The 22991-nt window shown below is 65.8% G+C and carries 25 protein-coding genes; 17 read left to right on the forward strand and 8 right to left on the reverse strand.

Going from position 1 to position 22991, the window contains the following annotated elements; genetic code table 11:
- Positions 1-181 precede the first annotated feature (181 nt).
- Both Q8P46_06115 and Q8P46_06120 read right to left on the reverse strand, forming a co-directional pair.
- Positions 182-487: a DUF1244 domain-containing protein gene (locus tag Q8P46_06115; GenBank protein MDP2619737.1), complete on the reverse strand. Its 306-nt coding sequence runs from the start codon at positions 485-487 to the stop codon at positions 182-184.
- A gap of 44 nt (positions 488-531) precedes the next feature.
- A complete protein-coding gene (locus tag Q8P46_06120) occupies positions 532-1350 on the reverse strand; it encodes an N-formylglutamate amidohydrolase (GenBank protein ID MDP2619738.1) in 819 nt (272 codons plus the stop codon).
- Between the two features lie 118 nt (positions 1351-1468).
- Between Q8P46_06120 and Q8P46_06125 the strand changes: the two genes are divergently transcribed.
- From Q8P46_06125 to pyk, 3 genes are all read left to right on the forward strand, one after another.
- Entirely contained in the window at positions 1469-2758 is a 1290-nt protein-coding gene (locus Q8P46_06125) for a glycerate kinase (GenBank protein MDP2619739.1), read from the forward strand.
- A gap of 300 nt (positions 2759-3058) precedes the next feature.
- Positions 3059-3511 carry a DUF1036 domain-containing protein gene (locus Q8P46_06130; protein ID MDP2619740.1) on the forward strand — a complete coding sequence of 151 codons (453 nt, stop codon included), beginning with the start codon at positions 3059-3061 and terminating at the stop codon, positions 3509-3511.
- Positions 3508-4950 (forward strand): pyruvate kinase, encoded by a 1443-nt coding sequence (pyk, locus tag Q8P46_06135; GenBank protein ID MDP2619741.1) that lies wholly within the window; start codon positions 3508-3510, stop codon positions 4948-4950. The genes Q8P46_06130 and pyk overlap by 4 nt, the downstream gene beginning before the upstream one ends.
- A gap of 121 nt (positions 4951-5071) precedes the next feature.
- Here pyk and Q8P46_06140 read toward each other — a convergent pair whose 3' ends face one another.
- Both Q8P46_06140 and ykgO read right to left on the reverse strand, forming a co-directional pair.
- Positions 5072-5671: a tetratricopeptide repeat protein gene (locus tag Q8P46_06140; GenBank protein MDP2619742.1), complete on the reverse strand. Its 600-nt coding sequence runs from the start codon at positions 5669-5671 to the stop codon at positions 5072-5074.
- A 93-nt stretch (positions 5672-5764) separates the two neighbouring features.
- Positions 5765-5890 (reverse strand): type B 50S ribosomal protein L36, encoded by a 126-nt coding sequence (ykgO, locus tag Q8P46_06145; protein ID MDP2619743.1) that lies wholly within the window; start codon positions 5888-5890, stop codon positions 5765-5767.
- 203 nt (positions 5891-6093) lie between these two features.
- Between ykgO and Q8P46_06150 the strand changes: the two genes are divergently transcribed.
- Both Q8P46_06150 and Q8P46_06155 read left to right on the forward strand, forming a co-directional pair.
- Positions 6094-6348, forward strand: coding sequence for a metal-sensing transcriptional repressor (locus Q8P46_06150; GenBank protein MDP2619744.1), 255 nt, complete (start codon positions 6094-6096; stop codon positions 6346-6348).
- 20 nt (positions 6349-6368) lie between these two features.
- Positions 6369-7334: a cation diffusion facilitator family transporter gene (locus Q8P46_06155; GenBank protein MDP2619745.1), complete on the forward strand. Its 966-nt coding sequence runs from the start codon at positions 6369-6371 to the stop codon at positions 7332-7334.
- A gap of 124 nt (positions 7335-7458) precedes the next feature.
- On the opposite strand, the gene Q8P46_06160 is transcribed toward Q8P46_06155, so the two are convergent.
- Positions 7459-7665 (reverse strand): hypothetical protein, encoded by a 207-nt coding sequence (locus Q8P46_06160; protein MDP2619746.1) that lies wholly within the window; start codon positions 7663-7665, stop codon positions 7459-7461.
- 40 nt (positions 7666-7705) lie between these two features.
- Between Q8P46_06160 and Q8P46_06165 the strand changes: the two genes are divergently transcribed.
- The 5 genes from Q8P46_06165 to Q8P46_06185 all read left to right on the forward strand — a co-directional run bounded on the left by Q8P46_06165 (position 7706) and on the right by Q8P46_06185 (position 14184).
- Positions 7706-8302, forward strand: coding sequence for a UbiX family flavin prenyltransferase (locus tag Q8P46_06165; GenBank protein ID MDP2619747.1), 597 nt, complete (start codon positions 7706-7708; stop codon positions 8300-8302).
- Between the two features lie 75 nt (positions 8303-8377).
- On the forward strand, positions 8378-9952 hold the full coding sequence (locus tag Q8P46_06170) for a UbiD family decarboxylase (GenBank protein MDP2619748.1): 1575 nt from the start codon (positions 8378-8380) through the stop codon (positions 9950-9952).
- 38 nt (positions 9953-9990) lie between these two features.
- Entirely contained in the window at positions 9991-11187 is a 1197-nt protein-coding gene (locus Q8P46_06175) for a CoA transferase (GenBank protein MDP2619749.1), read from the forward strand.
- On the forward strand, positions 11184-12404 hold the full coding sequence (locus tag Q8P46_06180) for a CoA transferase (protein MDP2619750.1): 1221 nt from the start codon (positions 11184-11186) through the stop codon (positions 12402-12404). Before Q8P46_06175 ends, Q8P46_06180 begins: the two co-directional genes overlap by 4 nt.
- 172 nt (positions 12405-12576) lie before the next feature.
- Positions 12577-14184, forward strand: coding sequence for a sigma 54-interacting transcriptional regulator (locus tag Q8P46_06185; GenBank protein ID MDP2619751.1), 1608 nt, complete (start codon positions 12577-12579; stop codon positions 14182-14184).
- A gap of 21 nt (positions 14185-14205) precedes the next feature.
- Here the strand turns inward: Q8P46_06185 and Q8P46_06190 are convergent, their stop codons facing one another.
- Positions 14206-15021 carry a methyltransferase domain-containing protein gene (locus tag Q8P46_06190; GenBank protein ID MDP2619752.1) on the reverse strand — a complete coding sequence of 272 codons (816 nt, stop codon included), beginning with the start codon at positions 15019-15021 and terminating at the stop codon, positions 14206-14208.
- Positions 15022-15252: 231 nt separating this feature from the next.
- Between Q8P46_06190 and Q8P46_06195 the strand changes: the two genes are divergently transcribed.
- The 4 genes from Q8P46_06195 to Q8P46_06210 all read left to right on the forward strand — a co-directional run bounded on the left by Q8P46_06195 (position 15253) and on the right by Q8P46_06210 (position 19514).
- Positions 15253-16452, forward strand: a complete 1200-nt coding sequence (locus tag Q8P46_06195; protein ID MDP2619753.1) for a mandelate racemase/muconate lactonizing enzyme family protein — start codon at positions 15253-15255, stop codon at positions 16450-16452.
- Positions 16449-17453, forward strand: coding sequence for a TRAP transporter substrate-binding protein (locus Q8P46_06200; GenBank protein MDP2619754.1), 1005 nt, complete (start codon positions 16449-16451; stop codon positions 17451-17453). The genes Q8P46_06195 and Q8P46_06200 overlap by 4 nt, the downstream gene beginning before the upstream one ends.
- A gap of 184 nt (positions 17454-17637) precedes the next feature.
- On the forward strand, positions 17638-18237 hold the full coding sequence (locus Q8P46_06205; protein MDP2619755.1) for a TRAP transporter small permease: 600 nt from the start codon (positions 17638-17640) through the stop codon (positions 18235-18237).
- Positions 18234-19514 (forward strand): TRAP transporter large permease, encoded by a 1281-nt coding sequence (locus Q8P46_06210; GenBank protein ID MDP2619756.1) that lies wholly within the window; start codon positions 18234-18236, stop codon positions 19512-19514. Before Q8P46_06205 ends, Q8P46_06210 begins: the two co-directional genes overlap by 4 nt.
- Before the next feature lie 15 nt (positions 19515-19529).
- Here Q8P46_06210 and Q8P46_06215 read toward each other — a convergent pair whose 3' ends face one another.
- Both Q8P46_06215 and Q8P46_06220 read right to left on the reverse strand, forming a co-directional pair.
- A complete protein-coding gene (locus Q8P46_06215; GenBank protein MDP2619757.1) occupies positions 19530-20471 on the reverse strand; it encodes a GntR family transcriptional regulator in 942 nt (313 codons plus the stop codon).
- Between the two features lie 21 nt (positions 20472-20492).
- A complete protein-coding gene (locus Q8P46_06220; protein ID MDP2619758.1) occupies positions 20493-21431 on the reverse strand; it encodes a GntR family transcriptional regulator in 939 nt (312 codons plus the stop codon).
- A 260-nt stretch (positions 21432-21691) separates the two neighbouring features.
- On the opposite strand from Q8P46_06220, the gene Q8P46_06225 reads away from it, so the two are divergent.
- The 3 genes from Q8P46_06225 (at position 21692) to Q8P46_06235 (ending at position 22871) form a co-directional block, all read left to right on the forward strand.
- Positions 21692-21904 carry a hypothetical protein gene (locus Q8P46_06225; protein ID MDP2619759.1) on the forward strand — a complete coding sequence of 71 codons (213 nt, stop codon included), beginning with the start codon at positions 21692-21694 and terminating at the stop codon, positions 21902-21904.
- A 437-nt stretch (positions 21905-22341) separates the two neighbouring features.
- Positions 22342-22569 carry a hypothetical protein gene (locus Q8P46_06230; protein MDP2619760.1) on the forward strand — a complete coding sequence of 76 codons (228 nt, stop codon included), beginning with the start codon at positions 22342-22344 and terminating at the stop codon, positions 22567-22569.
- A gap of 68 nt (positions 22570-22637) precedes the next feature.
- Complete coding sequence (locus tag Q8P46_06235; protein ID MDP2619761.1) at positions 22638-22871, forward strand: hypothetical protein; 234 nt, start codon at positions 22638-22640, stop codon at positions 22869-22871.
- The last annotated feature ends 120 nt before the right edge of the window (positions 22872-22991 follow it).

Here is a 22991-nt window from a genome sequence, read left to right on the forward strand (position 1 = left end):
ATCGGCCAACAGCCGCAACACCGCCACGGCGCAAAAGAACCTTAGCCTTCGGTGGGCCAAATCGGCCCACCGGGTTCGTTGCGGCGCTCGCCCGATATCCCGTATCGCGCGTCGCGGCCCACGCCTGCCCGGATGAACCGACTTGGCCCATCGAATCGATCCCCTATAACCATGAACCGCTCTAGTGACCCTTGTGCTCGGCGGCGATGGCGGCCTTCTGCTCGTCCGTCGCCTCGCTCTGGTACTTTTCCTTCCAGGTCTCATAGGGCATGCCGTAGACGATCTCGCGCGCCTCGGCTTTGGAAAGATCGAGGCCGTTGTCGGCGGCGGCCTCCTGGTACCAGTTCGATAGGCAGTTGCGGCAAAAGCCGGAGAGTGTCATCAGGTCGATATTCTGCACATCGGTCCGCTCGCGCAGGTGCTTGACCAGGCGGCGGAACACGGCCGCCTCCAGCTCGGTTCGGGTCTTGTCGTCGAATTGACTCATCACGCTCCTCGTCTCGTTCGTCGTGTCCGTTCGTCGGCCGGCCATCACTGAGTTTGAGAGCCGAAATCGCGGATCTCGCGCAAATCCGGCGAGAGCGCCAACCGCGACAGAATCGGCGCCAAGCGCCCGGCCCAGTCCGTGACGCCTTCGGGCGCGGCGATCAGGTCCTGGCGCAACTCGATCAGCGCGTGGGCGAGGCCGCGCCCGGTCCCATGGCGGTAGAGCGTATCGCCCCTGAGCCGGCCGGTATAGGGCTCATTGTCGCCGACGACGATATCGCCGTCGGCCCGTAGTGCCTCGATCAGCGGCGCGGCAAGGCGCGGGTCGCGGTCCCAGAGGATTCCCACATGCCAGGGCCTCGGGAAGCCGCGCCAATTGGCGGTGAAGCTGTGAATCGAGACGATCGCCGGCACGATGTCGCGGGAAAGGGCGCGGTCGATCGCGCGCCCGATGGCGTCGTGATAGGGCCGGTAGTAGCGCGAGATCCGGTTCGCCCGCTCGCTGTCATCGATAAGGGCATTGCCCGGCACCACCACCCCGTCGGACAGGCGCACGATCAGCGTCGGGTCGTCCTCGCCGCGATTGGGATCGATCAGAAGCCGCGAAAAAGAGGCGAGCACGGCCGGCACGCCGAGGCGTCGGGCCAGCGTCCGGGCGAGCGCCCCGGCGCCGATGTCATAGGCGATGTGGCGCCCGAACGCCTCATCCGGCAACCCGAGCCGGCCATATTGTTCGGGCAGCGCGTTTTCCGCATGGTCGCAGATCAGGATGAGCCCGGTCGAAAGATCGCCCGCGATCTCCTCCACCGGCTCGAAGCGGGCGGCAAGCGCCGTGTCGCGTGATTGCGCGTTCCTGTCCGCCATTCCGTGAGATACCGTGAGCCAAGCAACCGACTTTGAGACCGGCCCCGTGCATTGCGCCTTTGCGCGCGCCGGTCAAGGGGCATATGGCGCTTGTCGCGCGAAGAGGGAAGGGGCGTGAATGGGAGCCGAGGCGAAGGCCCTGCTGCTGGAGCTGTTCGGGGCGGCGGTCGCCGCGGTGCGGCCGGAGGTGTGCCTGGCCGCCCACCTGCCGCCGCCGCCGCAAGGCCGGCTGATCGTGCTTGCGGCCGGCAAGGCGGCCGCATCGATGGCCACGGCGGCCCTGCGCCACTACCGCGACGCGTACGGTCTTAACGCGGCCAAGCTGAACGGCTTGGTGGTGACGCGGCCCGGCTACGGCCTTGACACCGCGCCGCTGCCGCTGATCGAGGCCGGCCACCCGGTGCCCGACGCCGCGAGCCTTGAGGCGAGCGAGATGTGCCTGGCGCTTGCCCGCGCAGCCCGGCCCGGCGATCTGGTGCTGGTGCTTCTGTCGGGCGGCGGCTCGGCGCTGTGGACGGCCCCGCTTGAGCCGCTCGACCTTTCCGGCAAACAGGCGGTGACGCGCCAACTGCTGCGCTCGGGAGCCACCATCTCCGAGCTCAATTGCGTGCGCAAGCACTTGTCGAGCATCAAGGGCGGAAGGCTCGCCCGCGCCGTTTACCCGGCGCCGCTCCTGACGCTCGCCATCTCCGACGTTGCCGGCGACGACCCGTCGGTGATCGCCTCCGGCCCGACGGTGCCCGACCCGACAAGCCTTAAGGACGCGCTCGCCATCTGCCGCCGCCATCATGTCGAGCTTCCGGCGGAAGCCGAGGCGGTGCTTGCCGACCCGAAAAACGAAAGCGCCAAACCCGGCGAGCCGTGCTTTGCGGCGGCCCGCTATAGCCTCGTGGCGACGCCCGCCATGGCGCTGGCGGCGGCCGGCAGGATCGCCCGCGAAAGGGGTTATGAGGTGGTCGAGCTCGGCGCGGCGCTGGAGGGCGAGGCGCGCGACCTTGCCCGCGACCATGCCGCCCGCGCGCTTGCCGCGCGCCGGACCGGCCGGCCGACATTGCTCATCTCCGGCGGCGAGGTCACGGTGACACTCAAGGGCGAGGGCCGGGGCGGGCCGAACCAGGAATTTGCCCTGGCGCTCGCCATCGCGCTTCATGGTGCCGATGGCATCTCGGGCATCGCCTGCGACACCGACGGTACCGACGGCGGCTCGGGGGCCGCCACCGATCCTGCCGGCGCCGTGATTACGCCCGACACCTTGTCCCGCGCAACCGCCCTCGGTCTCGACCCCGCGGCCCATCTCGCCGAAAACGATTCCGGCTCGTTCTTCGCCGGCCTAAGCGACCTCGTCGTTCCCGGCCCGACCTTTACCAACGTCAACGATTTCCGCGCGATTTTGGTCAGCGGGAGATGAGGGGGGCAAGTACCGCCCCTCAGGCCATCGCTCCCCGGTCCGCGCGGCAAAGGAGACGCCGCGCAGGCTCGCCCCTTGACCGCCAGGCACATCTTGCGGATAAGGGACGGGCCGATTCTTCGCTTCGGGTGGGAAGATTGGTCGCATTGGAGGCGGGCTTCCGAAATGTTAACAAACGCCGGGGCAGTATGGTAACCGGACGGTTAAGAAAGCGGACCGTAGCCTCGTTTCAGCCATATTGATCTGCGAGAGTGGATATAGCCTTTGGAACGAGCAGTTCTCCATCAAAGTGGCGTGCGTATGGGACCGAGGGGGGCATTCTTCAATCATATCGGAGCCGCAATATGCGGCGTGGGTCTTCTTATCGCCGTTCCGGACGAAGCCGCGGCGGACTTCAGGCTGTGCAACAAGTCCGCCAGCAATATCGGCGTCGCCATCGGCTATAAGGACAGGACCGGCTGGAAGACGGAAGGCTGGTGGAACCTTCCCCCGCGCGCCTGCGAGGTGCTGCTAGGCGGGAACCTGGTATCGCGCTATTATTATATTTATGCCGTCGATTACGACCTCGGCGGCGAATGGCGCGGCGAGGCCTTCATGTGCACCCAGGACCGTGAATTCACCATCCGCGGCGTTGCCGATTGCGAAAAGCGCGGCTTGCAGCCGACCGGCTTCTTCGAGATCGACACCGGCGACGCCGAGACCTGGACCGTTCAACTGACAGAACCCAGCGATCGAGGAACCGGCGGTCGATGAAGCGCGACCGCCGGACCAAGATCGTCGCCACGATCGGTCCGGCATCATCGTCACCCGACATGATCGGGCGCCTGTTCAAGGCCGGCACCGACGTTTTCCGCATCAATATGAGCCATACCGGCCATGACGCCTTGCGCGAGCTGGTGGCCGCAATTCGCGCCGTGGAGACCAGCTTCGAGCGGCCGATCGGCATCCTCGTCGATCTGCAGGGGCCGAAGCTGAGGATCGGCACCTTCGCCGGCAGCGAGGTGACCCTCGAACAGGGAGCGAGCTTCACGCTCGATTCGGACAAGGCGCCCGGCGATGCGCGCCGCGTCCATTTGCCGCATCCGGAGATCTTCCGCAGCGTCGAGCCCGGACACGCGCTTCTCGTCGACGACGGTAAGATCCGCCTGCGGGTCAAGCGCGCCACCAAGACGAAGATAGAGGCCGACATCGAGGTCGGCGGCCCCCTGTCGGCGCGTAAGGGGGTCAATCTGCCGGACACGGTGCTGCCGCTCACCGCGATGACGCGCAAGGACCACAGCGATCTCGAGTATGCGCTGGACCAGAGCGTCGACTGGATCGCGCTGTCCTTCATTCAGCGGCCGGAGGACGTGGCCGAGGGCCGCAAGATCGCCCGCGGGCGCGCCTCGATCATGGCCAAGATCGAAAAGCCGGCCGCCATCGACCATCTCGATGAAATCATCGAGGCATCGGACGGTCTGATGGTGGCGCGCGGCGACCTCGGCGTCGAGATGCCGCTGGAAAAGGTTCCGGGCCTGCAGAAGCGGATGATCGGGGCGTGCCGCCGCGCCGGCAAGCCGGTGGTCGTGGCGACGCAAATGCTGGAATCGATGATCCACGCGCCGGTGCCGACCCGCGCCGAGGTCTCCGACGTCGCCACCGCCGTGTTCGAGGGCGCCGACGCGGTGATGCTGTCGGCGGAATCCGCCGTCGGCGAGTTTCCCGCAGACGCGATCGCCACCATGAGCCGCATCGCCGAGGAGGTCGAGCGCGACCCCAACTACCGGCTGTTCATAAACGCCCAGCGCCCCGAGCCGCAGGCGACCGGCGCCGACGCCATCTCCGCCGCGCTGCGCCAGGTTGCCGAGACGCTGAATCTGGCTGCCATCGTCTGCTACACCTCTTCCGGCGCCACGGGGTTGCGCGCCGCGCGCGAGCGCCCGCAGCCGCCGCTCATCGCGCTGACCCCGCGGCCCGAGACCGGCCGCAGGCTCGCCGTCGTTTGGGGGCTGCATTGCGTGTTGACGGAGGATGCCAAGGACCAGGACGACATGGTCGACCGCGCCTGCCGGCTGGCCTTTCGCGACGGCTTCGCCAAGCCGGGCGAGCGCATCATCATCTCCGCCGGCGTGCCGTTCGGAACGCCCGGGACGACAAATATGATCCGCCTCGCCTTCGTCGGCGCGGACGGCGCGGCGAGCCATTCTTCGTAACGTGCGATCCGGTTCTCTGCCGCTCCGCCTCGATGGGCAAATGCGCTAGGCTAAGCCGGGTGAGGCGTTGGAGCCGTCGGCACGGATGGTGTTGCGGCCGGTCAAAGCCGGTCGGTTCGGCTCAGATTCCGCGGCCTTCGAGCTCCTCGGAGAGCTTTTTCTCGGCCTTGCGCACCACCGACAGATAGGGGTGAACGGCAAGCGCCCGGCGGAACGCCTTCAGCGCGCGTTCGTGGTGGCCGAGTTCCTCCAGGATCAGTCCGAGCCCTGCCAACGCACCAAAGTGGCGCGGCTCCAGGCTCAAGGTCCGCTCCACGTCGTGCAGGGAGCTTGCATAATCGTGCAAGTAAAAGAACACCGTCGCCCGCTTGTTCCAACCCTCCGCATAGCCAGGCCTGATCGTGACGACGTGGTTCAAAAGCTCGAGCGCGAGCGAATAGTCGTCCGCCTTCATCGCCGCAATCACCCGGCTCATCAACAGATCGACCGTGTCGCTGCCCGAGTGCAGCCATAGCTGCCAGACGGCCTCCTCGATCACCGAGGCGGCCTTCTCGTCGGTGGCTGCCTTGAGCTGCTTGAGCAGCGCGTCGAGGGCGATCTCCCTGTCGTCGGCGGGTGCGGTCTGCTTGGCCGAGTCGGGTTGCTCCTCCGGCTCCGCGGCACGCGCCGCGGATGGGGCCGTCAGCAACAGCGCAAAGCAAAGTGCACAGATTCGTCTCATGCCGGTCATTGTGAAAAAGCCCGCCGGAGCGGTCAAATAAATTATCCGGGATAAGCGATGACGCGGGACAGCCGGCATGCGGCCGCCCGGAGATCAGCCCTGGCGCGCCTTGAAGCGGCGATTGGTTTTGTTGATCACATAGACCCGGCCGCGGCGGCGCACGACGCGATTGCCGCGATGCCGGGCGCGCAGGGAACGTAGGGAATTTCTTATTTTCATCGCTCTATCCTCGCCGGCCATGCCGCGCAATGCGGCCACGACCCGAGCCGGCGCGGACCTTATTGAGCCCATACCGCCCTGTCAACCCAAAGCGGTTCCCGCTCATGCGGAACCATTTGACCGCGAACCACTCCAGCCGCCGGAGGGGCTTGCCAACGCCGCGCTGTCGGGACTATCCTATCCAGGGGGATAGGATAGGAAGAATGTTGCACGCGAGCCACCCGAACATCATCAACCGCCTCAAGCGGGCCGAGGGGCATCTGCGCTCGGTAATCGAAATGTTCGCTCAGGGGCGCAGCTGCAACGATCTCGCGCAGCAGCTCCATGCCGTCGAGAGCGCCGTGTCGAGCGCCAAGCGGGAACTCATTCACGACCATATCGAGAATTGCCTCGACGATCCGCGCGCCAACGACAAGGGCACGTTGAGAGAGCTGAAGGCGCTGGCGAAATATCTGTAATGCGGTTCGTGCTCGGCAGAATGGGAGACTGGCTCGGCCTTTCGGGCGGCGGACACGACCGCGCCCATCACCATGGTAGCGCCCACGGCGATCATAGTCACGCCCACGGCGTCGTCGACCCGTCGATCGCCGCCACCGAGCGCGGCATATGGGCCGTCAAATGGTCGTTCGTGCTGCTGGTCGCGACCGCGGCCCTGCAGGCCATCGTCGTCGTCGTCTCGGGGAGCATCGCGCTCCTGGCCGACACCATCCACAATGTCGGCGATGCCGGCACGGCGATCCCGCTCTGGATCGCCTTCGTGCTGGCGCGGCGCAAGCCGAGCGCGCGGTTTCCCTACGGGCTTGGCCGGGTCGAGGACCTGGCCGGCGTCGCCATCGTCCTGATCATTCTCGCCAGCGCCCTCGTTGCCGGCTACGAGGCGATCGACCGGCTCGTCCACCCGCAGGTCATTCTCAACCTCGGCTGGGTCGCCGTGGCCGGCGTCATCGGCTTTCTCGGCAATGAGGCGGTTGCGGTCTTCCGCATCCGCGTCGGCCGCCAGATCGACAGTACGGCGCTGATCGCCGACGGCTATCACGCGCGCACCGACGGCCTGACCAGCCTCGCCGTGGTCCTCGGCGCGGCGGGCGTCTGGTTCGGCTATCCCCTCGCCGACCCCGTCGTCGGCCTCGTCATCACCGCGGTCATCTTCGTCATCGTCTGGCAGTCGGCGAGAGCGGTCCTCACCCGCATGCTGGATGGCATCGACGCGGCGGTGCTCGACTTGCTTCGTCACTCGGCCGAAACCCAGCCGCGCGTCCGCTCGGTCGTCGGCGCCCGGGCGCGCTGGATCGGCCACCGGCTGCACGGCGAGCTGACGCTGAGGCTCGACGCCGCGGTGACGGCGCACGAGATCGCCGAGATCGGCGAGGCGATCCGCGCCCGTGCGCGCGGCCGTCTGCCGGCGCTGGAACGCCTGGTCATCGAGGCGGTGCCCGCCGAGTGAGCTTGTTGCGGCCGCGGCCGGCCGCGAACTCCCGCATCGGCGTTGCGGTCATTTGCCGCCCGCCGGCCGCCGCCCCAAGATCTCCATTTCAATCCTGAAATCGTTTTTCAGTTCGGGGCGCTTTTCAATGCAATGTTGAAATGCGTTCCGGGTCAGCGGCGGCGAGATGCGCCGGTTTCCCGCCCCTTTGGCGCCTGGCATGCATGTTGCGTTCCGGTGATGCGGCGCTGACTTCCACGAAAAACGGCTCGTTTCCGCCGCCGACCATTGGTTGCAAATGCCCCCGGGTGTCGGTATGGAAAGTGAAGATCATAAAGAGCCCGAGCCGCACGCGCGGTCATCGTCGCCATAAGAAATCGTTGGGAGGACCAATGAAGAAACTCGTGGTTGGTATGACCGGTTCGACCGGCGCCATTTTCGGCGTCCGCCTGTTGCAGGTTCTGGCCGATACCGATTGCGAGACCCATCTCATCATCTCCAAATGGGCGCAGCGGACCGTCGAGCACGAGACCTCCATGACCGTTGCCGACCTCAGGGCGCTCGCCACCGAGACCTACGGCATTGCCGACATGGGCGCCAAGGTCTCCTCGGGCTCGTTCCGCACCGACGGCATGGTCGTCGTGCCCTGCTCGATGCGCACGGTCGCAGCCATCGCCCACGGCAATGGCGATCACCTGGTGCACCGCGCCGCGGACGTGATCCTGAAGGAGCGGCGCAAGCTGGTGCTCGTAGCCCGCGAGACGCCGCTCAACGATATCCACCTGGAAAACCTGCTCAAGCTGTCGCGCATGGGCGTCACCATCCTGCCGCCCATGCCGGCCTTCTACAATCAGCCGAAATCGCTCGCGGACATGGTCGACCACATCGTCATGCGCATCCTCGACCAATTCGACATGCCGCGGGACCTGATGAAGCGCTGGGACGGCAAGGTCCGCAGCCGCAGCCAGCGCGTCCGGCCGATCAAATGATCCGGTCGGCGGACGAACGAAGAGCCAAAGCCATCTGAAACCGAGATCGTCACAGCAAGCCAGAGAGACCACCCCATGAACATCAACGCACCGAAGAAAGTGGCTAAGTCCGGTGAGATTACCAGCCTGCGCTCCACCGTCGAGTGGCTGCGCGCCAACGGCGATCTCATCGAGACCTCCAAGGAGGTCAATCCCGATTTGGAGATCACCGGACTGCAGAAGCATTTCGACGGCGGCCCGCCGATGCTGTTCGAGAATGTGAAGGGCTATCCGCACGCGCGCGCGATCACCAACCTGTTCTCCGACATGAACGTGGTCAACCGCATGTTCGGCTTCGAGAGCCCGGCCGACCGGACCCGCAAGATCGCAGCCGCCTTCAAGAAGCCGCTGCCGACCGTCGAAGTCAGCCAGAACAAGGCACCGTGCCAGGAGCATGTGATCACCGACGATGTCGACGTCAACAAGTGGATCGTGGCGATCCGCCACACGGCGCTCGAGAGCGAATTGACCATCGGCTCCGGCATCCGCTGCGTGGTCGGCGACTATTTCGACGGCGGCGCCGATGTCGGCTACAACCGAATGAACTTCCGCTGGGGCAATGTCGGCACCTTCCAGATCTCCCCCGGCTCGCATATGTGGCAGGTTATCACCAAGCACTATCGCGACGAGGAGCCGATCCCGATTACCATGTGCTTCGGCGTGCCGCCGGCATGCACGCTGCTCGCCGGCGCCGCGTTCGACTATGTGATCCTGCCCAAGGGGGCCAACGAGCTGGCGGTCGCCGGCGCCATCCAGGGCGAGCCGGTGAAGCTGGTCAAGGCGCGCACGGTCGACGCCTGGGCGATCGCCGAGTCGGAATATGTGCTGGAAGGCTATATCCACCCGCGCGACAAGCGCTACGAGACGGCCGAGTCCGAGAAGGCCGGCGTACAGGGCCGTTTCCATTTCCATCCCGAATGGGCCGGCTATATGGGCAAGGCTTACAAGGCGCCGACCTTCCACGTCACCGCGATCACCATGCGCAAGCCGAAATCCAAGCCGATCATCTTCCCGCTCGGCGTGCACACGGCCGACGACAACAATATCGATACCACGGTGCGCGAGGCGGCGATCTTCGAGCTGTGCGAGCGGCTGCAGCCGGGCATCGTCGTCGATGCGCACATCCCCTACTGCATGACCGACTGGGGCGGCTGCATCATCCAGGTGAAGAAGCGCAACAAGATCGAGGAGGGATGGCAGCGCAACTTCCTGTCCGCGATCCTGTCCTGCTCGCAGGGCATGCGGCTGGCCATCGCCGTCAGCGAGGATGTCGACATGTATTCCATGGACGACATCATGTGGTGCCTGACGACCCGCGTGAACCCGCGCGCCGACATCCTCAATCCGCTACCGGGCGGCATCGGCCAGACCTTCATGCCGTCCGAACGGCTGACCGCCGGCGACAAGCAATGGACCGCGTCCAACACCGAGTTCGAGGGCGGCATGGGCATCGACGCCACGGTGCCGTTCGGCTACGAGTCGGACTTCCACCGGCCCGTCTATCCGGTCGACAAGGTGGACCCGGCCGACTTCTTCTCGCCCGAGGACATCGCCAACGCCAAGAGCCGCATGCATGGCTGGATGTTGTCGCTGGCGCGGACCGGCCGCTAGGACGGCGCAAAATGCAGGCCCGGCCGGAGAGGGACCCCATGCTTGCTGGTATCAGGGTTCTCGATCTCAGCAGCCGCTTGGGTTGGCCGGCCGGGCACATCCTCACCGACCTTGGCGCCGACGTCATCAAGATCGAACCGCCGGGCGCCGATCTTGATGACGCGGACTGGCGCCCCTTCAACGTCTCCAAGCGGCTGTTGCAGATCGACCCGGCGAGCAAGGCCGGCCGCCGGGCGATATTGGCGATGATCACCCGGGTTGACATTCTCATCGAGACCGCCGAGCCCGGCGATCCGGCGAGCGACTGGCTTGCCCCGGAGCGGATCAGGGCGCTCAATCCCGACCTCATTCATGTTTCCATCACCCCTTACGGGCATACCGGCCCGCGCGCCGGCTGGCGCGGCACGGACCTGGAAATCATGGCCGCCGGCGGCGCCATGGGGCTCGCCGGCGAGCCCGACGGGGAGCCTTTGCGCATCTCCGTGCCGCAGGCTCATTCATGGGCCGGCGCGCATGCCGCGAGCGGCGCCCTCATGGCGCTGTTGCACCGCCAGGCGGGCGGCGGCGGCCAGCATGTCGACGTCTCCGCCCAGGCTTCGATCATCATCGCGCTCGCCCACGCGCCGGCCTTCGCCGACATGCTGGGCGTGGCGCCGAGCCGGGCAGGCTCGCGCCTTACCGGCCGCTCGGTGCACGGCGCCGTGTTCCGCGCCTTCTGGCGCTGCAAGGACGGCTATATCAACTTCGTCCTCTATGGCGGGGTGGCGGGCTGTCGAACCAATGAGGGCCTCACCGCGTGGATGCGCGCGAAGGGGTTCGACCTCGGTCCGCTCGCAGACCTCGACTGGAGGACCTTCGACCCGACGAGAGTTACGCAGGAAGAGGTCGATCGGATCGAGGCGGCGCTCACGGCATTCTTCGCAAGCCTGTCCAAGTTCGAGTTCCTGCAGGGCGCCTGCGAGCGCGAGATGCTCGGCTATCCGGTCTCGAACGTCGCCGACATCGCCGCCGACCCGCAGCTCGACGCGCGCGGCTTCTGGCAGGATCTGGCCTTGCCCGGCGGCGGCAGCGAGCGCCACTGCGGCGCGTTCTACATCGCCGACGGCGCGCGCCCCGGCTTGCGCAATCCGGCGCTCGACGGCAGCGGAGAGCCCCACGAAATCCTCAAGGACCTTGAATTTTCGGATGCCGAGATCGAGGTCCTGCTCGACAAGAGCGCGGCGGGCGCGGCATGAGCGACACGCCACAGGCGCTGGCGGGCGTCAAGGTCGTCGAGTTCGGCGCCTATGCCGCGGGCCCGCACATCGGCAAGCTGCTCGGCAATTTCGGCGCCGTCGTCGCGCACGTGGAATCGTTCCAGCGCCCGGACGGCTTTCGACTGCAATATCCGCCCTACAAGGACGGCGTCGTCGGGGTCAACCGCAGCGGCTGCTTCTCGATATTCAACGATTCCAAATATGGCGTCACCGTCGACGTCAAGAACCCGGCGGGCCTCGAGATCGCGCGGCGGCTGATGGACTGGGCCGACGTGGTGATCGAGAATATGCGACCCGGGGTCATGGACCGCATCGGCCTCGGCTATGCGGTGGCGTGCAGGACGAACCCCGGCCTCGTCATGCTTTCGACCTGCAATATGGGCCAGACCGGCCCGCGCGCCCAGACGCCGGGATTCGGCACCCAATTGTCGTCGCTGGCCGGATTCTGCGGCGCCATCGGCGAGCCGGACGGCTCGCCGATGCTTCTCTACGGCCCCTATATCGACTTCGTCGCCTCGATGATGGGATCGTCCGCCGTGCTCGCCGCGCTGGCGCGCCGCCGGGCCACCGGCAAGGGGACGCTGATCGATCTTTCGCAATATGAGACCGGCCTTCATTTCATGGCCGGCGCACTGTTGGCCTATCACCGCGACGGCGTCATCGCCGAGCGCCGGGGAAACCGCGACGACAAGGCCGCCCCGCACGGCGCCTACCGCTGCCGCGAGGACCGCTGGCTCGCTCTGTCGTGCTGGTCGGACGCCGAGTTCTCGGCCCTTGCCGAAACGCTCGGCAAACCGGCGCTTGCCGCGGATGCGCGCTTCGCCGGCGCCGAAGAAAGGCTCAAAAATGTCAAGGCGCTCGATGCCGCTCTTGCGCCCCTGTTGCGCGAGCGCGACGCGGAAGCCGCCGCCGAGACGCTGCAGGGGGCGGGCATCGCCGCCTATCCGGTGAACAGCATGGCCGACCTCTTCACCGACCCGCAGCTTGTCGAGCGCAGGCTCTGGCGCCGGCGCGAGCATGCGGAAATCGGCCAGCAGAGCTATGAAATGCCGGGCTTCGCGCTCACCGCGACCCCCGGCGACGTGACCCGCGCCGCGCCCATTCTCGGCGGCGACAACGAAACCGTGTTCAAACGGTTTCTCGGCCTGTCCGACGCCGAGTATGCCGCCTACGCCGAAAAGGGCGCCTTCGATTAGGCGGCGACCGGCGAACGGGCCCTTTCGAACCCCGCGGCCATTTCAGATCTGAAATCGGCGCCCGCAACATGTCCCCGCCACACCGCGATTTTAGGCGGTTTTCCACATAGGATTGAATCCGGTCCCTGCCGCGCCTAGACTGGCCTTTTCAAACGTGAAAAAGGTTCCGGCCATGGCTGACGGCAAGGAGGGGGTGGAGGTTCTGCGCCGCGCGCTGCCTTTGATCTCGGATGTGGCGGGCGGCGTGGCGATGGTGACCGACGGCGAGGGGTGCTGTCTTCACGCGGTCGATTTCGACGGCGACCCGCGCCCGGATCTCATTGGCCAGGTCAACGCGACCTGCCGCGACGCGGCGGCAAAGGGCAAGCCCATCGGCGCCGTCTCCGGCGAGTTCAATCACCGCTTCTTCGCCATACCCATAGGCGGCTGTGTGCTCGCCGCCTCCAATGAGCGCCGCGCCGACCGCCAGAGCCGGCTGTTCGAGACCCTGAAGGAGACGTTGCCGCTGATCGCCACGGTGGCCGGCGGCGAGGCGGTGCTGTTCGACCATGGCGGCCGCCGCCTGCTTGCCGCCAATCCGCGCATGAAGGAGGCAAGCCCCGGCACCGGCGAAGTCTCGGAAAGCTGCCTCAAGGTGATGCGCTCGGGCAAGCCGGACATCAGCCCGTCGACGACCGAGATCGGCGCCACCGCGGTGCGCATCCCGATCTGCGCGGCCTTCGGCTTCGGCTTCAACAACGCCGAGTCGATCCGCCAGCGGGCCAAGCTCCTGAGCCAGGTCAGGCGCGAGCGGGCGGCGAAATATTCATGGGACGACGTGGTCGGCATCGACGGCGCCTTGAGGGCTCCCTTCGACGCGGCACGGCGAGCGGCGGCAACCCGTTCGCCGGTGATCATCTACGGCGAAAGCGGCACCGGCAAGGAGCTGTTCGCCCAGGCGATCCACAATTCCTCGCCGCGCGCAGACAAGCCGTTCGTTGCCATCAACTGCGCGGCGCTGCCGGAAACGCTCGTGGAGACCACCTTCTTCGGCTATCTGGAAGGCGCGTTTACCGGCGCCCGGCGCGGCGGCCAGAAGGGCCTGTTCGAGCAGGCCGACGGCGGCACGCTGCTGCTCGACGAGGTCAGCGAGATGCCGCTCGAGTTCCAGGCCAAGCTGTTGCGCACCTTGCAGGAGCGCGAGGTCACCCCTATCGGTGGCGCCAGGCCCGTTGCGGTCGACGTCCGGGTTATCTGCACCAGCAACCGGGACCTTGCCCAATGCGTCGCCGACGGCACCTGGCGGCCCGACCTGTTCTACCGGCTCAACGTGGTCGACATTCACCTGCCGCCCCTGCGTGCGCACAAGGAGGATATCCCGGTGCTGGTCGAGGCGATCCGCGCCAAGCTGTCGGACCGCGACGGGCGGACCCTGGCGCCGATCCCGGCGCCGGTCGTGGAAAACCTCAAGGGCTATGACTGGCCGGGCAATGTACGCGAGCTGCAGAACGTGCTCGACCGGGCCTATAATCTCGCGGGCGACGGGCCGATCGCTATCCCGCACCTGCCGGTCTTTCTGGCCGCCCGGGCGCAGGCGGCGCCCGCCGGCGCGAGCGGCGAGGCCGACACAAGGCTGAGCACGCTGCTTTCGGCGACCGAGCGGCAGCTTCTGCTCGGCACGCTTGAGCGCTGCAACGGCAACCGCACCCGCGCGGCCAAGCAGCTGGGGATCAGCGTCACCACCCTGTGGCGCAGGCTGCGCAAGATCGAGCGGGCAGGGGGACGCCCGGCGCCGCGCTGACTTGGGGCCCATTGCGACCGGCTACGGCCTTGCGACGACGATGTGGGCGCGGGTCGGCAGCGTGACGCCTTCGCCGGTCAGGTAAGGGCCGAGGATCGCTTCGACATCGGCGAGGAAGTCGCGCTTGCGCGCCTCGAGAAGCTGAGCGAGCGCGTGGCGCGATGCAGGGGCACCTGCCGCGACGCCGTCCACGAAAGCGGAAACGGAGGGAAAACGCGCCTGCCGCTCTTCCGCGTGCACCGTAATTCCGCGGAACCCAGCCTGAAGCATCAACGCCTTGACCCTTTCCTTCTCGCCGAGGGAGAAGGGGCGCGATGCCGGCGCGATGTTCTGCCGCTCCAGCGCCCGGGCGATCGCGTAATGGCCCTTATTGTGCTCGATCGAGCACCACATGCTCGCGATGAGCCGGCCCGAGGGCTTGAGGACGCGGCGCAGATCGCTCAGGCCCGCGGCCGGGTCGGAGAAGAATTGCGGACCCTGCAGGCACAGGCAGAGATCGAAGGTCCGATCGGCGAAGGGAAGTTCGAGCACACTTTCGCAATGCCATTCGGCAACGATCCCCTCTTGCTCCGCGATCCGGCGCGCCACCGCGACCATGCCCGGGTCGTTGTCGACGCCCACCAGCCGGCCCGCCGGCATGACGTGCGGCGCGGCGAGGCGGACGCCGATGCCGGTCCCGCAGGGCGCATCGAGCACCGTCTCGCCAGGCTCGGGCGCGGCGATGTCGACGGCGCGCGCCGCCCAGGGGCCGAAAATCCGCGTTACCAGATGGGTTTCATAGGCTTCGGCCGCCGCTTCCGCCGCACCGATCGCGCTCGCCGTCTCGCCGTCCCGCATATTGCCCTCGTAGGGTCTTGCCCGCTCCTTGCCGGGGGCCGCCCCCCTGTCCCGGTGAAGGTCTCCATAGCCACCGGGATTCCGCCAATTTCTGCATTTTCAGCGCAAAAAACGATTTTTGCAGCCGAAGCCCAAAGATGGAAGTAACGCCGTTTCCTTGAGGATTGACAAGAAATGGCTTAGCTCATAGCCTAAAGTTGCATTTTATAAGCAAAAAAACCAGGGGAGACGATGAAGATCAAGGACATCCGGGCAAGCGTGCACCGGCTGCCCATCTATCTGCCCCTGTTCGACGCGCCCATCGATCATCGCGACCACGTTTTCTGCGAGGTCGAGACCGACGAGGGCGTGGTCGGCTTCGGCATGACGACGCGTTTCGTGGCCGGCGCCGTCGTCAGCATCCTCACCCGCGACATATTTCCGGCGGTCAAGGACATGGACCCGCGGGATCTTGAGCGGATCCACGAGCGGGTGCGCGCCGTTGTCAGCGAGCGCGGCTTCGTCACCGGCGCCAATCTCGCCGCCGCATCCTGCTTCGACCTGGCGCTGTGGGACATCATCGGCATCGAGGCCAACCGCACCGTGGCGCAGCTTCTCGGCGGCTACCGCGACCACGCCACCGTCTACGTGACCTACGGCTTCGGCAACTACGACAAGGACCAGCTTGTCGAACTGGCGCGCCGGCTGATCGCGCAAGGCCACACGCGGCTGAAGATGCTGGTCGGGGTGCCGGGACTGGGCTGGCGCGAGGACGCAGCCCGGGTACGCCATGTCCGCGACGCCATTGGCGCCGACATCGATCTCGCGCTCGACGCCAACGAATCCTATTCGTTGGCCGAGGCCATGAAGCTTTGCCGCGCGGTCGAGGATTGCGACATTGCCTGGCTCGAGGACCCCGTCCACCGCAACGAAGTCAGGGACCTCGCCCATCTGCGCCGGCACAGCACCATCCCGCTCGCCGCCGGACAGATGGAGGGCTACGCCCTGCGCTTCCGCGAGTTCATCGAGAACGACGCCATCGATATCCTGCTGGCGAACCCGATGTTCAATGGCGGCATGACCGAGACTCGCAAAGTGGCGGCTCTGGCGCAGATCTACAACAAGCCGCTGTCCGACGCTGGCGGCGCGACCTATTTCAGCCTCCACCACGTGGCGGCGTTCCGCAACGGGACCCACGTGGAATGCCATTTCAAGTCCCAATTCATGGAGGAGAATCTATTCGTTGACGCGCCGAAGCCGACGCAGGGAAAAATGAAAGTACCAAATGCCCCCGGTTTCGGCCTCAAGGTCAACCGGGATCTGTTGAAGGATAGCCGCATCGACAAGCCATCGGTGCCAAAAGCCGCGCGGCGCGCCCCGGCCGCCGAAGCGGCTCCGGAAGCCCCGGATCAGGACATCGCTCGAGTGGGAGCAAATGGGAGGAGACAGTGATCACTTATCTGAAGAAGACCGCTTTGCTGGTGGCGCTTGTGACCGCCGCCGCACTCATCGCCGCGCCGGAGGCCTCTGCGCAGGCCTTGAAATTGAGGCTTTCGGTGGAAAGCACGCCCGGCGCATCCACCCAGCACATGCTGGCCCAGTTCCGCGACTTTCTGAAGCAGGAGCTCGGCGACGGCGTCGATATCGAGTTCTTCGACAGCGGGACCCTGGGCGACGAGATCGTCCATATGCAGCAGGTGCGCACCGGGCAGCTCGACGTCATCCCGATCGGTTCCGACGCCGTCCAGCTCGACTCGAAATTCGCCGTATTCGACATTCCCTTCCTGTTCTCCAACCGCGACGAGGTTGTCGCGGTGCTGGACGGAGAGATCGGCGAGCAGCTCGACAAGTCGTTTCAGGAAAAGGCCGGCCTCAAGGTCATCGGCTTCGGCGAGATCGGCTTTCGCCACATCTCCAACAATGAGCGGCCGGTCCGGGTGCCGGATGACCTGAAAGGTCTGAAATTGCGGACGCCGGGCAGCAAGACGCGCGTCCTGTCCTTCGAGATGCTCGGCGCTTCGCCGATCTCGATGAACATCGGCGAGGTGTATCTCGCCCTGCAGCAAGGCGTCATCGACGGCCAGGAGAACCCGCTCAGCAACATCCGCAAATGGTCTTGGTTCGAGGTGCAAAAATACATTTCCATGTCGAACCACGTTTACACGCCGATTACGCTCGTCATGAACCTCAAGCGCTATGACTCTCTGACCGACGAGCAGCGCAGCGCGGTCCTCCGCGCCGGTGCGAAGGCGGCCGTGGCAAGCCGCCAGTACGGTGCCGACAACGACGCCAAGCTCCTGGACGAGATCAAGACGCTCTCCAAGGGCCAGGTGGAGTTCAACGACATCGATTCTGCGGCCTTCAAGGCGGCAACCAAGCCGATCGCGAAGGAAATCGCCAAGATCGCCGGCGAGGACTTTACCGACGCGGTAATGGCCGCCGTCAGCAAATAAGCACCGCCTTGCAAGTGGCGGCATGCAACGGGACGCATGCCGCCACTTTTTCCGACATTGCCCCGCAAGCGGGCATGTGCCGTCCTTCGCCGGTCGCGGCGGCCGTGCGAGCGGAGCAAAGCGTTAGACAAGGAGGCGCTTTGGTGTTGAATCCAGCAAGGCCAGGGAAAAAGAGGGGCAGATCATGAGCGACGAACCGCAGGGCGAGGCGGGCGCCGCCGCGCCGAAAGCCGGCGCGCTTGCCGACCGGATCGCCGAAGCGACTCGTCGGTTTGAACTCTACGACCCGGACCAGGGCCTGCCGCTCATCGAGCGCCTGGTCAACCGAGCTGTCGAGGCCATCGGCGCGTTGGCCTTGTGCGGCATCGTCGCCGTTGTGTTTTCGAACGCGCTGGCGCGCTACCTGTTGAACACCAGCTTCCTGTGGGCCGAGGAGGTGGTGCTGCTTCTGGTGCCGTGGCTGGCGATGACCGGCGTCTTCCTGTCGGTGCGCCGCGGCTCCATGATCCGCATCGACTTCTTCTTCGAGAAACTGCCGGCCAAGTGGCGCCGCCCGATCGGTGCCGCCGGCTATGCGATCAGCATCGCCGTCCTCCTCTTCATGGGCTGGGTCTCATTCGATTTCCTGCGGCTGTTCGGCGGCGACGTCGCCGTCTATCTGAACATCCGCATTGGATGGTCGACCTCGGCGCTCAGCTTCGGCGCCTTCGGCGCGGCGCTCGCCTTCCTGGTCGCGTTCCACCATGAGCGTCGCAGGGAAAAGCGCAGGGCGTTGCGGTCATGACCGGCGCGCTCATCTCGATCGCGTTTCTGTGCGGGCTTTTGGTGCTGCGCGTGCCGATGCTGGTCTCCATCGCCGCCGCGGTGATCCTCAATTTCTACTTCTCCGGCGCCTGGGCGCTGACCCTGCCGCAGACCATGATGTCGGGAATGAACCGCTTCGTGCTCATCGCCTTGCCGCTGTTCGTGCTCGCCGGCGGGCTGATGAACGCCGGCGGCATATCGGCGCGGCTGTTCGAGTTCGCCCGCGCCATCGTCGGGCCGCTGCGCGGCGGGCTCGCCCACGTCAACGTGGTGACCAGCATGTTCTTCGGCGGCATGATCGGCTCCTCGACGGCCGATCTCGCCGGCACCGGCTCGATCGTGATTCCGGCGATGAAGGAGAACGGCTACCCGGCCGCCTTCTCCGCCGCGGTTACCGCGTCGTCGGCCGGCATCGGGCCGATGATCCCGCCAAGCTCGCCGATGATCCTCTATTCGGCGGTGACCGGCGTGTCGCTCGGCGCGCTGTTCCTCGCCGGCCTCATTCCCGGCATCCTGCTCGGCCTGTCGCAGATGCTGATCATCGCCTATCTGGCGCGGCGGCGCGGCTGGAAGCCCTATTCCGCCTTCGCCTTCGCGGAGGTCTTGCGGACGGGAAAGCGCGCCTTCCTGTCATTCGGCCTGCCGGTGATCATCGTCGGCGGGCTCGTCGTCGGGGTGTTCACGCCGACGGAAGCGGGCTCCTTCGCGGTCATGTACGCCTTTGTCCTGGCAACTTTCGTTTACGGCCATCTCGATCTGAAGGCGCTCTACCGCGTCGTCGTCAACTCCGTGCAGCTCACCGGCGAATTGCTGATCATCGTCAGCCTGTCTTTCGCGCTCGGCGCGGGCCTCACCAACGCCCACGTTCCCGAGGCGCTGGTTCACCTCATCGACTTTTTCGTCGTCGGCGAGAGCGAGTATCTGCGCCTCCTGGCGCTGGTGTTCCTGGCCATCCTTGCCGGCATGATCCTCGACCCGCTGATCCCGGTGCTGGTGCCGATCATCCTGCCGACGCTCCTCGCCTTCAATGTCGACCTCATCCATTTCGGCGTGCTGATGGTGATCGCGGTGGTGATCGGGCAGGTGACGCCGCCGATGGCCATCGCGCTGATCATTGCCGGGCGCATCGCCGATGTCGACCAGATGGAGGTGCTGAAGGCCAACATGCCCTTCTTCTGGGGCATCGTCGTCTTTTTGCTGCTCGCCATCGCCGTGCCGGGGGTGGCGACCTGGCTGCCCTCGCTGATGCGGGGGTGAGGCGTTTGCCGCGGTCTAAAGATGCAGCTCGCCGAGCGGCGCGGCGGCGCGGCTGGTCTCGCGCAGGCGCATCGCCGCGCGCGAGGCGTCGCCGAGATGCTCGCGCATGATCTCGGCGGCGCGCTCATTCTCGCCTGCCTCCAACAGGTCGATGATGCGCAGATGCTCGCGGCACTGGCGCGCGAGCCTGTCGGTGTCGATGGCGCCCTGATGCTCGATTAGCCGGCGCAGCCGGTTCTGCCGCTTTAATGCCTCGAGATAGAACGGGTTGCCCGAGCAGCGCATCAGCATCTCGTGAAAGGCCGCGCCGGTCTCGAACACCTCCTCGCGGCTTGCCCGGCTCGCATCTTCGGCCAGCAGCCGTTCCTGGGCCAGGCGGGCCTCGGCGAAGGCCCGTCTGTCGACTTTGAATGCAGGTTCCAGCAACGCCGCCGGCTCGATCCCCATGCGAAACTGGTAGCTCTGGGCGTAGGCCTTCTGCGAGGTAAGGACAGGCAGGAAGGCCCAGCCATAGCCCGGCTTGCGCTCGATCCAGCCATTCTGCTCGATCTTCAACAGCATGGCCTGAAGCTGCGAGCGGGAGATGTTGTAGTGGCGCATCAGGTCGGCCTCCCGGAACGCCTCCGGGAGGCGCCCGGCAAGCCGGTCGGCGACCAGCGACAGAAAGCTCTCATCGTCGGCATCGAGCGGCTTGAGGGCATCGCGCGCGCGGGCAAGACCGGCCCTGTCGGCGGTCAGGAAGAAGCCGCGATTGGGCCTGCTCTCGACGATGTCCAGGCGCTTCAGAAGCTCGAGCGCCTCGCGGATCGGCGACGGCGATACGCCGAACGCCTGCGCCAGGCGCGAGGCCGGCAGATGATCGCCGACGGTCCACTCGTTATCGCGCGCCTGTTCGACGATCCGGCGGGCAAGTTCCGGCGCCAATCCTGCCGGGGCGAGATTTGTGGGCGGCCGCATGGCTTTGCTCATCGCGCCGCGTCAAAGGTTAGCCGGCGCCGGCGGCGGCAGCGGGTGCTCGTCGTGATACTTGGCCTTCACGTAACCGGAAATGTCCAGGTGCCGGCGCATCAGCTCCGCCGCCCCGGGGCAGTCGCCGGCCTCGATCCGATCGATGATCTCCAGATGCTCCCGGCACTGGCGCTGAATCCGATCCTTGTCCAGCGTGATGCGATATTCCATGAGCCGCCGCAGCCGGTTCTGGCGCCTGAGCTCATCCAAGGCATAGGGGTTGCCGGAGCAGCCGACCACCGTCTCGTGGAAATCGCAACCGAGCTCGAACACGTGCACCGGCGTCAACCGCTCCATGTCGGCACCCAATAGCTCGGACTGCTGGGCCCGACAGTGAAGGTAGATCTTCTCATCCATGTGATAGCCCGGCTCGAGGATCGCCGCTGGCTCCACCGCCTTGCGGAAGGAATAGCTCTGAAACACCGCTTCGCGGGAGGTGAGCACCGGCAGGAACTGCCATCCATAGCCGGGCTTGCGGGCAACCCACCCTTCCTTGGCCATGCGCGCCAGCATGCGCCGGAGTTGCGACCGGGTGACCGGGTAGCGGCGCGCCAGCTCAGCCTCGGTGACGCGGTCGGCAAGCCGGCCGATCAGCCGGTCCTGGGCGACGCCTAAATATAGCTCGTCCTCCAAAGGCACGGAGATGAGCCGCCGCACCTCCGGCAATGCCGATCGCGCGGCGGCGAGAAAGAAACCGCGGTTCCTGTGCGCCTCGACCACATTGAGGCTCGACAGCTTGAGCAGGGCGTTACGCACCGGCGAACGGGAGACCTTGAAAGCGTCGGCGAAGCGCTGGGCGGCAAGATGCTCGCCGCGCTGCAGATGGTTGCGCTCGATATAGTCGACGATCCTCAGCGCCACCTGATTCGTCAGGCTGGCATTGATCTCTCTTTCCGATACGACCGTCATTGTCCTTGTTCACCGTCGTGAGCGCGGCGGGGCCGGCCCCACGATACCGGCCCGCACGCAAATGGCAATCAAATCCTCGACTTACGATAACCTCGCCGGTCTCCCACCCGTCGCCGCCATCTCTCTTTCGAGCCATGCAGCGCCTGCATGGCTGGCATCCGCAATTGCACATTGTGCAGCGCAGCGCAAAACGTCATCTATCAACCAACAAAGAAACGCAAATAGGCATCCATCGAACAACAATACAAAGGAGACCACCCGTGTCGCATACCCTTGGCCTAACCCATTTCGGCGCCGCAGGCCGCAGCGCGTGGGGCAATATCTTCTCGCTGATCGGCCCGGCTATCCGCGTTGCCCGCGCCGTCGAGCAGCGCAACAGGCCCAGCGAGGCAGACCTGCGCGCCCTCAGCCTCAAGCCGAGCGATTTCGACCGCGTTCTGGCGGCCGAGCGCTCAGTCCCGGCCGTCGAATAATCGGCACCAAACAGACACGGAGCAAGAACACCAGCCCCGACGGCCCGCGAGCCGGCCCCGGCCGGCCGCGAAGGGCCATGATCGTATCCGCCCGGCAAAAATCGTCCCAGATCCACCATCGAGGCGGCCGGCGCGCAGGCACAAGACCGGAAACCGCGCCGGCGACGACCTCTCCTCCAGTCCTTGTTCAAGCATGATCGGCCGATAGGGCATCAGGGTATCGATCCGGTCCGTCGGATCGATATCGTATGGCCGGGAAATCGCCCGCATCGGGGAGCCGACGGACCGCCGCAGAGGTGGCGCCCCGTCCTCGCCGAGCTTGTAGCAGCGTATCAACAGCCTCCCGTTATCCATAAGCATCGTTGACAAATCTGTGGCATAGTTCCGCCGTGATTCGCACCATGTGCGAATTAGGGGAAATAGTGAGGGAATACATCATGGAGATCATGAAACGAACCAGCACTGTTATTGGTCAGCTGATCGAAATCGGTATCGCCTTGCTGGCCTTGGCAATCGTGCTGTCGTTGCTCATAGGCGGAACTTTGCCGTTCTTCGGTTCCGTCGTAGACAACCTCATGGCCCTCGTCGGCTCGCTGGGCGGTAACGGGCTTGTCGGGCTGATCGTCCTTGGCATCATTCTGTGGCTGTTTGGCAGGTACACCTGAGGGACTCTAAAGCCCAAGTAGTCGTTTCGAGGTGAGGGGCCAATTGCCCCTCACTTCTCGGAGGCGAAATGGACAACATTGCCAAGATCGCCCAGATCGCATGGCGTGTCATCGAATTGCTCGTCCAGGCGATCCTCATTCTGACTCTCCTCGCCATACTTATCGGCGACCAGGCCGGCAGCGTCGCAAATTCCGTATATCTGAACGTCAGCGTCTTTTTGGCCGGACTGCCGCCGTCATCCATCGCGGTGGCCGTTCTGATTGCGGTCCTGATTTGGTGGAACAAGAAAGCCGTCACTTGAAAATTGGTTTTGGCGCGGTCGCTCGGCCCTCGTGGCCGTGCTTGATTGCGAGAGTCGGGTGATTTGGGAGGACAGATCGTCCTCGTTCGAGGCCGCTCTGAAGGGTGGGGTTGACGCAAT

It is taken from the genome of Hyphomicrobiales bacterium (assembly GCA_030688605.1).
In the GTDB taxonomy this organism is placed as follows: Bacteria; Pseudomonadota; Alphaproteobacteria; order Rhizobiales; family NORP267; genus JAUYJB01.

Excerpts from the sequence above, each read along its gene's own strand:
- Q8P46_06215 (MDP2619757.1), bottom strand. The coding sequence starts at position 20,471 with ATGCGGCCGCCCACAAATCTCGCCCCGGCAGGATTGGCGCCGGAACTT.
- Q8P46_06170 (MDP2619748.1), top strand. The coding sequence starts at position 8,378 with ATGAACATCAACGCACCGAAGAAAGTGGCTAAGTCCGGTGAGATTACC.
- Q8P46_06150 (MDP2619744.1), top strand. The coding sequence starts at position 6,094 with ATGTTGCACGCGAGCCACCCGAACATCATCAACCGCCTCAAGCGGGCC.
- Q8P46_06180 (MDP2619750.1), top strand. The coding sequence starts at position 11,184 with ATGAGCGACACGCCACAGGCGCTGGCGGGCGTCAAGGTCGTCGAGTTC.
- Q8P46_06230 (MDP2619760.1), top strand. The coding sequence starts at position 22,342 with ATGGAGATCATGAAACGAACCAGCACTGTTATTGGTCAGCTGATCGAA.
- Q8P46_06165 (MDP2619747.1), top strand. The coding sequence starts at position 7,706 with ATGAAGAAACTCGTGGTTGGTATGACCGGTTCGACCGGCGCCATTTTC.
- Q8P46_06125 (MDP2619739.1), top strand. The coding sequence starts at position 1,469 with ATGGGAGCCGAGGCGAAGGCCCTGCTGCTGGAGCTGTTCGGGGCGGCG.
- Q8P46_06185 (MDP2619751.1), top strand. The coding sequence starts at position 12,577 with ATGGCTGACGGCAAGGAGGGGGTGGAGGTTCTGCGCCGCGCGCTGCCT.
- Q8P46_06235 (MDP2619761.1), top strand. The coding sequence starts at position 22,638 with ATGGACAACATTGCCAAGATCGCCCAGATCGCATGGCGTGTCATCGAA.
- Q8P46_06130 (MDP2619740.1), top strand. The coding sequence starts at position 3,059 with ATGGGACCGAGGGGGGCATTCTTCAATCATATCGGAGCCGCAATATGC.
- Q8P46_06175 (MDP2619749.1), top strand. The coding sequence starts at position 9,991 with ATGCTTGCTGGTATCAGGGTTCTCGATCTCAGCAGCCGCTTGGGTTGG.
- ykgO (MDP2619743.1), bottom strand. The coding sequence starts at position 5,890 with ATGAAAATAAGAAATTCCCTACGTTCCCTGCGCGCCCGGCATCGCGGC.
- Q8P46_06115 (MDP2619737.1), bottom strand. The coding sequence starts at position 487 with ATGAGTCAATTCGACGACAAGACCCGAACCGAGCTGGAGGCGGCCGTG.
- Q8P46_06190 (MDP2619752.1), bottom strand. The coding sequence starts at position 15,021 with ATGCGGGACGGCGAGACGGCGAGCGCGATCGGTGCGGCGGAAGCGGCG.
- Q8P46_06195 (MDP2619753.1), top strand. The coding sequence starts at position 15,253 with ATGAAGATCAAGGACATCCGGGCAAGCGTGCACCGGCTGCCCATCTAT.
- Q8P46_06205 (MDP2619755.1), top strand. The coding sequence starts at position 17,638 with ATGAGCGACGAACCGCAGGGCGAGGCGGGCGCCGCCGCGCCGAAAGCC.
- Q8P46_06120 (MDP2619738.1), bottom strand. The coding sequence starts at position 1,350 with ATGGCGGACAGGAACGCGCAATCACGCGACACGGCGCTTGCCGCCCGC.
- pyk (MDP2619741.1), top strand. The coding sequence starts at position 3,508 with ATGAAGCGCGACCGCCGGACCAAGATCGTCGCCACGATCGGTCCGGCA.
- Q8P46_06155 (MDP2619745.1), top strand. The coding sequence starts at position 6,369 with ATGGGAGACTGGCTCGGCCTTTCGGGCGGCGGACACGACCGCGCCCAT.
- Q8P46_06220 (MDP2619758.1), bottom strand. The coding sequence starts at position 21,431 with ATGACGGTCGTATCGGAAAGAGAGATCAATGCCAGCCTGACGAATCAG.
- Q8P46_06210 (MDP2619756.1), top strand. The coding sequence starts at position 18,234 with ATGACCGGCGCGCTCATCTCGATCGCGTTTCTGTGCGGGCTTTTGGTG.
- Q8P46_06140 (MDP2619742.1), bottom strand. The coding sequence starts at position 5,671 with ATGAGACGAATCTGTGCACTTTGCTTTGCGCTGTTGCTGACGGCCCCA.